Source organism: Pseudomonas sp. C2.3V (assembly GCF_058536325.1).
On record NZ_JBZUBN010000001.1, the window covers coordinates 3,737,795 to 3,750,000 of the forward strand.

The window sequence follows — 12,206 nt, forward strand, 5'->3', positions numbered from 1 at the left end:
ACGGCTCATCATAGATCAGCGCCGCAGCGGACGCTGTAAAAAGACCAATTATCGCGCGCCTTGCTACCTGACGGAAAGGCCAAAGCGTACTCATTACGCAAACTGGCCGACCACATGTCAAAGCTGATCCTTTAGCCCAGGGCCATACAGTACAATTGACTCTTTTGTGCAAACGGCCCCGTCATGATCGATCCCAAGCGCGTTCTCCGCGCACTTGCCGAACACTGGGCGCAGCTGGACCCACTGTGCGAGCACTTCGACAGCGGCACGCTGAGCCTTGTAGAACTCCGCACCCGGCTTGGAGCCCAGCTACCTGACAGCACGCCAGCCGATATCACGGCACTACTCGATGCGTGGATCCGCCTGGATATTCTGGTCCCGGTTGCCAAGAGCCCTAACCGTTTCGAGCTTAACGCACAGATTCATGATTTCCTGGCCTACCTGCGCCGCGAACACCGCCTGGGTCTATGCCTTGAAATAGAAGCCTACCTGCGCCACCTGGAACGGCTTGCCGCTCATATCCAAGATGCTTTCGAAGCACGGGACAGCAATGAACTGGCCCGACAGCTGCGCCTTTTGGATATGCGTGTACGGGACGTCCTGAAAAAGCTGAGTAACGACGAGCACGCCCTTGTAGGGGTCGCCGAGCGGGCCAAGACCAGTGATCGTCAGATCCCGTTGCGCCAGCGTTACGCCGAAGTCCTGGCTACCTGGGACGAATATGTCGAACCCATGATTCAGCTCGTCTCGGCCGATGGCATCTTCGAGAAAGGCGTCAATCGGGTCGAGCACGTCCTGTTACGCCTGATGGGTGAGCAACATCGCCTGGGAAAGCTGGTCGATGATGATCTGCTGCTGCGCACCCATGCCCGAATCCTTGAAATGCAGACGACGGCCCAACTCTCGCTGCGCCGTGCACGTGAGCTGCTACTGCCGCTACGTGAAGAAGCCCGCCGCCACAATGCCATTACTCGTGGCGCGGCCCTGGCGTTGGCCGCTATACGCCGTAAAGGTCTGGATGCCGTTCCGCAGACAGCTATTCCCCTCTTCAGTCGCCCCCAGAGCGTCTTCCTGGGTACAGCCTCTCAGGTGGAAAGCTATGTATACGCCCTGGCACGCTTCGAGCCCAAGCCAGCGCAATTTCCCAAGGCAAGCGAGTCACGCAAGGAAACCACGAAGCCCAAGGCACCTCGTACCGCCCGTGAAATGCTGGATCGCTGCGAAAATGCCCTGCCTATGCCGGACCTCATGATCTGGCTACTCGAACAGGAGCCTGAAGGCGCCACCGACGAGCTCCTGTACTGGTTCTCTCGTCTCTCCCGCGACAGCCGCTTCCAGCGCGAGCGTCTGCCGCGCCGTGATTACGATACTGCCGAGCACCGGGTCAGCCTGTGCTCTTTCGCCCTCTCCGCCCGAGATACTGCGAGCACCACCCATGCACATTGATTTAACTGAACTCTCCTTGCTTGCGCCGATTTTCCGCGAGCTGCTCAAGGGCTTTCATATCAGCCGCCGCGAGCCCGAGCTATACGCACAACTGTCCAACCTTCAGGATGCCTATCGAACCCTCTTCAAGGCGCTGGGCTTCGAGCTTGTTTGCGATACACGTGGTTTTTATTACTTCGTGCCTGAACAAATGGGCGCCCAGGTAAACAAGACGGCCCAGCGCTTGGCGCTGTTCACGTTCATCATGGTCGAGCATCTGGCGGATCAGGGTCGTGATCCGCTCAGTGTTCTGGATGGCGGCAGCTTAGGTCGTGACGAACTGCCGGCCCTGCTGGAAAAGTACCGAGACCTGTTCCTGCAGGCTGAAGTACAAACGCAAGATGAGCTGGAGGAAAAAATCTTGCGACGCCTGACCCAGCTTGGCTTTGCCTCGGAAGACAACGGTATCTATCGCTTCCTGCCGCCCATGCACCGCTTTTTGGACGTCTGCCTGGCAGTTCAGCAGGACCGGGATCTGGCCGCCACGCTCCACAGTGATCTGCCCTTGCCCGCCCCCGAATTGCTTGATGACGATATCGACGCCTTGACGACACTTGATGAGGAGGACGAGCTGGCCCGAGCCGTCGCAGAAGAACGCGCTTACCAGGAGACCGACGCATGAGCCTGACCCGTTACGGCATCCGCCGCTTTGCCCTGCTCAATACAGCGGGTTACAGCCTGGGGCTTTTTCCGCTTGAACATCCGTTGTCAGTCTACGGCGCCAACAACCTGGGCAAGAGCGCCTCAATTAATGCGCTTCAGTTTCCTATCCTGGCACGCATGTCTGACATGAGCTTTGGCAAGTACAACCTCGAGCAATCACGCAAGTTTTACTTCGCTACCGACACCAGTTATATCCTGGTAGAGCTTTCTCTGCCCCACGGCCCCCATGTGATTGGTGTAGTAGGCCGCGGGCCGGGAGGCGGTTTTGGCCACCAGTTCTTTGCTTACGCCGGCGAGCTGGATCTGGCTCACTACCAGAAAAACGGCACCTGCCTAAGGCAACGCGAGCTGTTCAAAAATCTGGAGCGAGAAGGCATTAAGGCTTACGAGGTCAAACCCGAGGAACTAAGGCGTCTTCTGGTTGGCGGCCATACCTCCATTCCTCTGGACCTGACGCTGATTCCTCTGCGCTCCACCAGTGAACAAAGCCTCAAGACTTTCCGGGCCTTGTTTATCAACCTGCTCCACATGCGTGAAATCACGGCGGCCAAGCTCAAGCAATTATTCCTCGATGCCTTCGAACACAGCCTGCGCTCCGGCAGCGTCGACTATATCGCCGCTACTGAGGAAGCCTTCCGTGACGTACGTCGTATGGAACAGGACTATCAGGCTCTGGTCGCAGCCGGCCCGCTGGTAGAGGCGCTGGCCAACGGTGTCCAGCAACGCGAACGGCTGCGCGGTAAACTGCACCGCCTTTCGCCGCTGCTGGATGCACTTCTCGGTGCGTGGCAAACCTATTCCGAAGATCGCCGCGATGAGCTGGTCAGCCAGGCCGAACACCTGCGCAGCGAACAGGATCGCCTGCAGAACACTCAGCGTAACAGCACCCAGGAAATGATGCGTCTGGAGCGCCAGCTCAGCGAGATCCAGCGTTGGCTGGGAGAGATGGCTGCCCTGAAGAACCGCTTTGCCCTGGCTGAATCTGCCGCTCAGCTCGAGCAGAACCTCATGGCTGCCAAAGACGCGCATGATGAGCTGGCTGGCGCCCTGTCTCAGTCAAGACAGTTCAGCAGTGGCGATCTTGACGAGCGTGTCCGTGACCTTGAAAGGCGTCTTAAATCGATCGCTCAGCAGTTGGATCACGCGGATAACAACAGCTATGCGCGTCTGCGTGAGGAGTTTTCGCAGCAGGATGTTGATCGGCTGATGCGCCTGTTCAATGGCGCATTGTTCAGCCTGCCTTTGGGTGAACAGGGTGTCCGTCTGGATGATACCCAATGGATGAAGACACTTAGCACTGTACTGGATGGCTTCAACGGTGAGCGCTTCGAAGCTCCAGGCCTCTCGATAGACCTTTCCTCCATTGAGCCTCCAACCTTACAGGCGCTAGCTGACCGCGCTGCACTACGCGACCAGCGTGATCGTCTGGAACGCGAACTCAAGCAGCTCAAGACCCAGCAAGCCGTTGCCGCTGATCGCGTCTTGAGCAAGGCGCAGTCCGATAAGCTCTATCAGGAAGTACTGGATGCTCAAAAAGCTTTGGAAGACTTCCGTCGCTATCAGACGCTGGCTGCCCAGGAGGCTGAAAAACTCGAGCAGCTGGCTCAACTCGAAGCTTCCCAGGACGAGCTCAAGCGTTCAAGCGATGCATTTACTGAACGTGTTCAGCAGGTTTCCGTAAAGCTTCAGCTGATCGCACGCCAACTGGCCGATCTGGAAGCCAAGCAACGTACCCTGGACGACTCCCTGCGTCGCCGGCAGCTTCTTCCTAGCGATCTTCCCCAGGGAATTCCCTTCATGGAATCAGTAGATGACTCGCTGGATAACCTGCTGCCCCTGCTTAACGACTATCAAGACACCTGGCAAGCCTTGCAGCGTATCGATACACAAATCGACGCCCTCTATGCCCAGGTTCGCCTCAAAGGAGTCGCCAAGTTTGACAACGAAGACGACCCGGAGCGCCGACTGACCCTACTCGTCAATGCCTACGCCCATCGCCAGGACGAAGCACTGACGCTAGCCAAAGCTCGTCGCGCCGCTGTGACCGATATTGCCCGTACGCTGCGCAACATCCGTAACGACTACGACAACCTGGAGCACCAGCTGGGACTCTTCAACCGAGAAATCAACCGCCGCCAGGTTTCGAACCTGGAAAGCTTTCGCATTGTTCTCGCACCAAACAAGGACGCGCTCAAGCACATCGATCAGATCATTCACAGCGCAGGCCAATATGAAGAGGGCGAAACGCTTTCTGTTTTCGATCTTACCCAAAGCGCCGAGCAGGACGCCAAGAACGAAGAGGCCAAGGAATATCTTGCTCGCCTGGTTGCAGCCAACCATAACCAGCTGGGCCTGAAAGATCTGTTCGAACTGGCCTTTGAAATTACCAAGGTCGGTGGCCAACCGATTATTCACACCGATATTGACGGTGCAGCCTCAAACGGCACGACCATGACCATCAAGGCACTGACCAACATGTACCTGCTCCTGCACTTGATGGATCGTGAACAGGCCAGCCGCATACGTCTGCCCTACTATCTCGACGAAGCCGCGGACATTGACGAACGTAATCAGATGGCCCTGATCGAGACGAGCCGCCAGCTAGGCTTCGTACCTATCCTGGCCAGCGTAAAGCCTCAGGTAGCCGCCCACGTGGCGATAGACCTTGAGGGCGGCAACAGTCCGAATGGTATTTATATCGATGAGGATGACTGGAAATACATTCATCGCAAGGAAGAATCGGTCGCGCCTGCAATAACGGAGACGCTTGAAGAGGAACAGGCTTAGGCCTGTTCCTCTCAATTTGCGTTACCCAATTTGATCTTCGGCGACCAGCCCTGCCACTCAGGCTCTACTTCATCAAACAGAACAAACGTCTGGCCTGGCAGGGCCTGCTTACCCATATCCTGTTCAGGCGTGGCAAAGGCGATTCCGCCTTCCAGAAGAGCCTCAAACGAGTTGCTGCGTAGCTTGACGCCCCTAAACAGGCTGGCATCCACCGCAACACCACTCGCATTCCAGAACCGCGTTCCGGCATGTATTAATGGGGCATAACGTGGCTCGATCAGAATATGTACCAGCACGCGGTTGGCCTCGCTACTCAACTCCAGGCGCGTAACCTTGCCTACCGGTATTTCCTTATAGCTCACCTCAACGCCTGGCTTAAGCGAACCACGTCGAGAAGCGCTGAGGACCAGATGCAGCCCCGGCTCTTTGTCCAACGTGTTAGGTGGCTCGGGTAGAACGTCAAAACGGGTCTTGGCGACACCTGCATGAGCAGCTGGTGAGACTTCGATATAGCGTCCGGTTACCAGCGTACCAAGATTCTCCGTTCTCAAGAGCCCCAGTTCGGGCTTTACCACCCAGAATTGAGCACCCAAGCTGGCAATACGGTCTTCCGCGTCGGTCACGCGAACCTTGACCCTTACACTGGCCAAGTCATCTGCCAGCTCGACATCTTCTACCTGCCCCACCTTCAAACCACGAAAATTAAGCGGAGTTCCAGGCTTCATGCCTTCGCCGTTATCCATACGCAGCTCAATCAGTGTGCCTTTACGTATCGCCTCATCTTGATCCTTGAACAGCGAAAAACGATGTGCATCACCTACACGTTTGGCTTTTAGATCCGGCGTAGAAAATGCAATTCCGCCAGCAATCAACGTTTGCAGCGACTCGCTTTTGACCTGAACACCATTCAGATTACCGGTAAGCGTCACGCCGCTGGCATTCCAAAAGCGAGTCGAAGAGTTGATAAGAGACGCGTATTCAGGCTCGATATGTATACCGATAACAACCCTCTGTTGATCGCGAGACAGCTGATAGCTTTGCACGCTTCCCACTTGCATTTGCCGATAGAGAATTGGGCTTCCAATATCAATTGAATTCAAATGATCACTGAACAGAACCAAGTGCAGACCAGGCGCATCTGTGTTCAATGGAGGCGCTTTGGAGCGAATCGTGAACTCGCGAGCGGGACGTCCGTGCTTGGCAAACCGCACGGCAAGGTAATTTCCTTTTACCAATGCCTCGATTCCCGTTACGCCTGCCAGTGAAATCGAAGGCTTGACCGTCCAGAACTCACTGCCCGCATTCATGAGCGATTCGGTGCGAGGATCCATCATCAACTCGGCAGTAGCACCGGTATAGTCCTCATTCATGCTCAAGGATTTCATGGTACCTACTTGCACACCATTGAACATGACAGGCGTGCGTCCCGGATTAAGCCCTGCAACATCGCGCACATGCAGAACCACCTTGTAACCCGCCTCGGCAGCCTCATAATCGCTATACAGCTTGAAAGGAGAGCTGTTGGTAGGTGGACTGTCTTCATGGTTTCCAGGCGTGAAGAAGGCAATCCCGCCCGCCGCAAGACTTATGATCGACTCACTATGCACCTTGAAGCCGTCAAGCCCACCGGAAACACTGATACCGCTGGCGTTATAAAAGCGGGTATGTTTGCGGACAAGGTGCGCATATTCTTCACGGACATGAATCTTGACCTCGACAACTCGAGGATCGCTGCCTAGCTGATACCCTTCTACCTGCCCAACTTCCAACTGCCTGTAATACACAGGGCTACCCTGTATAAGAGAACCTAATCGTTCGGCTTTGAGCGTAAGGTGCAGGCCGGGCAAATTACTGGTTAATGGTGGAGGATCGCGCAATGCCACAAAATCCCGTGCAGCCTCTCCGCCGCCAGGCTGAATTGCAATGTACTGCCCAGAGACAAGGGTTTCCAAGCCGGTTACACCTGCTAACGACACGCGGGGTTTCACCAGCCAGAAACGTGTTTCAGAACGCAGGTATTTCTCGGCATCCTTGTTGATATTGATCGTAGCGATAACTCCCCGGCTATCCTCTGCGACCTTAATATGACTTACCTTACCCAGAGAGATACCTTTATAAAGCACCTCTGTTCGATCAACACTAATACCTTCCCCATCATCAAAGCGGATCGTGGCTTGCGTTCCAGACTCGTTATAAGCCTTCCACCCCAACCAGGCAGCAATGGCCAAGGCAATCAGTGGTAACACCCAAAGGGCAGACCAACGTGAGGCAGGACGTATTACAGGCTGGGGCAAATCACTCATCGTTATCCTCTGAGCAGGCGTGATCCCAGATCAATCGAGGATCAAAAGTCTTTGCAGCAAGCATGGTCAAAATTACTACAGCTGCGAAAGCGATCGCGCCGGGATTGGCATCCACGTTGGCAAAATTACCGAAATTGACCAGGGTTACCAAAATTGCGATTACGAAGATATCAAGCATGGACCAGCGTCCAATCCACTCGATAAAACGGAACAGAAACATGCGCTGCCGAGCGCGCATTGCTCTTTTGCGCTGGACGGAAATCAACAGCCAGGCCAGTCCAATAAGTTTGAATGTAGGGACAATAATGCTGGCGACAAAGACGACTGCAGCAATAGGAATCATCCCGTTGTTAATCAAGTCAATGATGCCAGAGATGATGGTTGACGGTTCGCCCTTGCCAAAATAGCTCACCGTCATGATGGGCAAAAGATTTGCCGGAACATAACAGATAGCGGCGGCAACCAGTAGCGCCCAACTCCTCGATATGCTCTTGGGAACACGGGGATAAAGAGCCGCTCCGCAACGACTGCAAGAGTTGGCAGGCTTGTTTAACTTATGACATTCAAGGCATACCCATAGGCCTTGATCAACGGCCCGCATGACCAGACTCCACCTCTATTTCCTGCCATAACTGCTGGGGTGACATAAGCGAGTCCAGCCAGACCTGGATAAGCAGTAAAGCCGTAAAGCAAAACAAACCCACACCCAGACTTAATTCGGCTACATCGCCAACTTTGACCATCGCAACCAGGATGCCTAACAAGTAGATCTCCCACATTCCCCACTCACGAAGATGCTGATAGCACCTTAGCAATAAGATACCTGTTGACCTGATTGAAGGTCGCTTAAGGCTGATAAGGACCAGCAACTGACAAATCAGTTTAATGAGAGGAATAAATAGGCTACACGAGAGCACAAGTGAAGCAATGATCGTCATGTCTGCTTTATAGAGCGCTATGACTGCACTCCAGACAGTGTCATATGTCTGTTGCCCGAACATTTTAAGCTTCATGATGGGCAGGAAATTAGCAGGTATAAAAAGAAGCAAAGCAGTCACGACCAAAGCGAGCCCCTTATCAACCACTCGCCTTTTAAAGTGATAAAGCTCATAGCCGCATCTTGAGCACAATATCTTGTGCTCAGTTTCTACTGCTAGTGTGACCTTTTGCATTAAAAGATCACACTCAGGACAAGCGATCAACGTATCAGGATCATGTGATAGATGTGGATTAAGAAGATCTGACATCGGCCTAGATTACCTGATAAATATATTCATCAGCCGATCATTCTGGCAGTGATAAGCAGCATATGGGAAGTTTTCCTGCCGCAAAAGCAAAACCCCCGGGCCGTTAGGCCTGGGGGTTTTGGGTATAGGTGCTTGACGATGACCTACTCTCACATGGGGAAACCCCACACTACCATCGGCGATGCATCGTTTCACTTCTGAGTTCGGAAAGGGATCAGGTGGTTCCAACGCTCTATGGTCGTCAAGCAATTCGGGTGGGGAACCGGTGTCTAGTCGTTTCCCCGAATGGGTATGTGATCGGTATTTTGCGGTTCAACCAAGCTTTCGGCTGGTCTTTACCAAACAACAGATTGTTTGGGTGTTATATGGTCAAGCCTCACGGGCAATTAGTATCGGTTAGCTCAACGCCTCACAGCGCTTACACACCCGACCTATCAACGTTGTAGTCTTCAACGGCCCTTCAGGAAGCTCAAGGCTCCAGTGAGATCTCATCTTGAGGCAAGTTTCCCGCTTAGATGCTTTCAGCGGTTATCTTTTCCGAACATAGCTACCCGGCAATGCCACTGGCGTGACAACCGGAACACCAGAGGTTCGTCCACTCCGGTCCTCTCGTACTAGGAGCAGCCCCTCTCAAATCTCAAACGTCCACGGCAGATAGGGACCGAACTGTCTCACGACGTTCTAAACCCAGCTCGCGTACCACTTTAAATGGCGAACAGCCATACCCTTGGGACCGGCTTCAGCCCCAGGATGTGATGAGCCGACATCGAGGTGCCAAACACCGCCGTCGATATGAACTCTTGGGCGGTATCAGCCTGTTATCCCCGGAGTACCTTTTATCCGTTGAGCGATGGCCCTTCCATACAGAACCACCGGATCACTAAGACCTACTTTCGTACCTGCTCGACGTGTCTGTCTCGCAGTCAAGCGCGCTTTTGCCTTTATACTCTGCGACCGATTTCCGACCGGTCTGAGCGCACCTTCGTACTCCTCCGTTACTCTTTAGGAGGAGACCGCCCCAGTCAAACTGCCCACCATACACTGTCCTCGATCCGGATAACGGACCAGAGTTAGAACCTCAAGCATGCCAGGGTGGTATTTCAAGGATGGCTCCACGAGAACTGGCGTCCTCGCTTCAAAGCCTCCCACCTATCCTACACAAGCAGGCTCAAAGTCCAGTGCAAAGCTACAGTAAAGGTTCACGGGGTCTTTCCGTCTAGCCGCGGATACACTGCATCTTCACAGCGATTTCAATTTCACTGAGTCTCGGGTGGAGACAGCGCCGCCATCGTTACGCCATTCGTGCAGGTCGGAACTTACCCGACAAGGAATTTCGCTACCTTAGGACCGTTATAGTTACGGCCGCCGTTTACCGGGGCTTCGATCAAGAGCTTCGCTTGCGCTAACCCCATCAATTAACCTTCCGGCACCGGGCAGGCGTCACACCCTATACGTCCACTTTCGTGTTTGCAGAGTGCTGTGTTTTTAATAAACAGTCGCAGCGGCCTGGTATCTTCGACCGGCATGAGCTTACGGAGCAAGTCCTTCACCCTCACCGGCGCACCTTCTCCCGAAGTTACGGTGCCATTTTGCCTAGTTCCTTCACCCGAGTTCTCTCAAGCGCCTTGGTATTCTCTACCCGACCACCTGTGTCGGTTTGGGGTACGATTTCTAATTACCTGAAGCTTAGAGGCTTTTCCTGGAAGCATGGCATCAACCACTTCCTCTTCATAAGAAGAGTCGTCATCAGCTCTCGGCCTTAACTGTCCGGATTTACCTAAACAGTCAGCCTACCGCCTTAAACTTGGACAACCAACGCCAAGCTGGCCTAGCCTTCTCCGTCCCCCCATCGCAGTAATTAGAAGTACAGGAATATTAACCTGTTTCCCATCGACTACGCCTTTCAGCCTCGCCTTAGGGGTCGACTCACCCTGCGTCGATTAACGTTGCGCAGGAACCCTTGGTCTTTCGGCGTGCGAGTTTTTCACTCGCATTGTCGTTACTCATGTCAGCATTCGCACTTCTGATACCTCCAGCAAGCTTCTCAACTCACCTTCACAGGCTTACAGAACGCTCCTCTACCGCTCATCTTGCGATGAACCCGTAGCTTCGGTGTGTAGTTTGAGCCCCGTTACATCTTCCGCGCAGGCCGACTCGACTAGTGAGCTATTACGCTTTCTTTAAAGGGTGGCTGCTTCTAAGCCAACCTCCTAGCTGTCTAAGCCTTCCCACATCGTTTACCACTTAACTACAACTTTGGGACCTTAGCTGACGGTCTGGGTTGTTTCCCTTTTCACGACGGACGTTAGCACCCGCCGTGTGTCTCCCATGCTTGCACTTCTGGGTATTCGGAGTTTGCATCGGTTTGGTAAGTCGGGATGACCCCCTAGCCGAAACAGTGCTCTACCCCCCAGAGTGATACATGAGGCGCTACCTAAATAGCTTTCGAGGAGAACCAGCTATCTCCGAGCTTGATTAGCCTTTCACTCCGATCCACAAGTCATCCCCTGCCTTTTCAACGGAAGTGGGTTCGGTCCTCCAGTCAGTGTTACCTAACCTTCAACCTGCTCATGGATAGATCGCCCGGTTTCGGGTCTATACCCAGCGACTAAAACGCCCTATTAAGACTCGCTTTCGCTACGCCTTCCCTATACGGTTAAGCTTGCCACTGAATATAAGTCGCTGACCCATTATACAAAAGGTACGCAGTCACCCAACAAAGTGGGCTCCCACTGCTTGTACGCATACGGTTTCAGGTTCTATTTCACTCCCCTCTCCGGGGTTCTTTTCGCCTTTCCCTCACGGTACTGGTTCACTATCGGTCAGTCAGTAGTATTTAGCCTTGGAGGATGGTCCCCCCATATTCAGACAACGTTTCACGTGCGCCGTCCTACTCGATTTCACTCAAAAGATCCTTTCACCTACGGGGCTATCACCCACTATGGCCGCACTTTCCAGAGCGTTCGGTTAAAATCAATTGAGCTTAAGGGCTAGTCCCCGTTCGCTCGCCACTACTTAGGGAATCTCGGTTGATTTCTTTTCCTCAGGGTACTTAGATGTTTCAGTTCCCCTGGTTCGCCTCTCACACCTATGGATTCAGTGTGAGATACCTGACTTATGTCAGGTGGGTTCCCCCATTCAGAGATCTCCGGATCACAGTCTATTTGCCGACTCCCCGAAGCTTATCGCAGGCTATCACGTCTTTCATCGCCTCTGACTGCCAAGGCATCCACCGTATGCGCTTATTCACTTGACCATATAACCCCAAAGAATCTGAAGTTATGTTTGGTTTGGAACACGACATTCGCCGAAAACTTGCGCTTGAACTCGCAAATTTACCTTGACCACATAGTCTGCAGTGAAACAGCCTATGTGTTCGTACTTCTATCACATACCCAAATTTTTAAAGAACAGTCTGAAAACAAAGTTCAGAAGTCAATGCTCCAACCCAACCCTTAGGGGGGGGGGTAAGCACTCAGTTCTGAGCTTTAACGCGGTGTTAGATGGTGGAGCCAAGGAGGATCGAACTCCTGACCTCCTGCGTGCAAAGCAGGCGCTCTCCCAGCTGAGCTATGGCCCCATCGATTGGTGGGTCTGGGCAGATTCGAACTGCCGACCTCACCCTTATCAGGGGTGCGCTCTAACCAACTGAGCTACAGACCCAATCGTCTAACGCTTGAGTCTTGACTCATCTCGCGTCTTTATTTCAGTGAATCAAGCA

At 53.5% G+C, this 12,206-nt stretch carries 6 protein-coding genes, 2 tRNA genes and 2 rRNA genes; 3 read left to right on the forward strand and 7 right to left on the reverse strand.

Annotation, left to right across the window (positions count from 1 at the left end):
- The first annotated feature begins 183 nt into the window (after positions 1-183).
- The 3 genes from mksB to mksF are packed head-to-tail and all read left to right on the forward strand — an operon-like array spanning position 184 to position 4,935.
- Positions 184-1,446: an Mks condensin complex protein MksB gene (mksB, locus tag AC4LF3_RS17730; protein ID WP_289927203.1), complete on the forward strand. Its 1,263-nt coding sequence runs from the start codon at positions 184-186 to the stop codon at positions 1,444-1,446.
- Positions 1,436-2,107, forward strand: a complete 672-nt coding sequence (gene mksE, locus AC4LF3_RS17735) for an Mks condensin complex protein MksE (RefSeq protein ID WP_010795947.1) — start codon at positions 1,436-1,438, stop codon at positions 2,105-2,107. The genes mksB and mksE overlap by 11 nt, the downstream gene beginning before the upstream one ends.
- On the forward strand, positions 2,104-4,935 hold the full coding sequence (gene mksF, locus AC4LF3_RS17740; RefSeq protein ID WP_491836069.1) for an Mks condensin complex protein MksF: 2,832 nt from the start codon (positions 2,104-2,106) through the stop codon (positions 4,933-4,935). Before mksE ends, mksF begins: the two co-directional genes overlap by 4 nt.
- 11 nt (positions 4,936-4,946) lie before the next feature.
- Here mksF and AC4LF3_RS17745 read toward each other — a convergent pair whose 3' ends face one another.
- The 7 genes from AC4LF3_RS17745 to AC4LF3_RS17775 all read right to left on the reverse strand — a co-directional run bounded on the left by AC4LF3_RS17745 (position 4,947) and on the right by AC4LF3_RS17775 (position 12,148).
- Positions 4,947-7,238 carry a PqiB family protein gene (locus AC4LF3_RS17745; protein WP_491836070.1) on the reverse strand — a complete coding sequence of 764 codons (2,292 nt, stop codon included), beginning with the start codon at positions 7,236-7,238 and terminating at the stop codon, positions 4,947-4,949.
- On the reverse strand, positions 7,231-7,839 hold the full coding sequence (locus AC4LF3_RS17750; RefSeq protein WP_491836071.1) for a paraquat-inducible protein A: 609 nt from the start codon (positions 7,837-7,839) through the stop codon (positions 7,231-7,233). The genes AC4LF3_RS17745 and AC4LF3_RS17750 overlap by 8 nt, the downstream gene beginning before the upstream one ends.
- Positions 7,826-8,485 carry a paraquat-inducible protein A gene (locus tag AC4LF3_RS17755; protein ID WP_404628268.1) on the reverse strand — a complete coding sequence of 220 codons (660 nt, stop codon included), beginning with the start codon at positions 8,483-8,485 and terminating at the stop codon, positions 7,826-7,828. Before AC4LF3_RS17755 ends, AC4LF3_RS17750 begins: the two co-directional genes overlap by 14 nt.
- 130 nt (positions 8,486-8,615) lie before the next feature.
- Positions 8,616-8,731, reverse strand: a 5S ribosomal RNA gene (rrf, locus tag AC4LF3_RS17760).
- A gap of 119 nt (positions 8,732-8,850) precedes the next feature.
- Positions 8,851-11,741: ribosomal RNA gene (locus AC4LF3_RS17765) — 23S ribosomal RNA — on the reverse strand.
- 248 nt (positions 11,742-11,989) lie between these two features.
- Positions 11,990-12,065 (reverse strand) — tRNA-Ala (locus AC4LF3_RS17770).
- 6 nt (positions 12,066-12,071) lie between these two features.
- Positions 12,072-12,148: transfer RNA gene (locus AC4LF3_RS17775), tRNA-Ile, on the reverse strand.
- Positions 12,149-12,206: the final 58 nt, after the last annotated feature.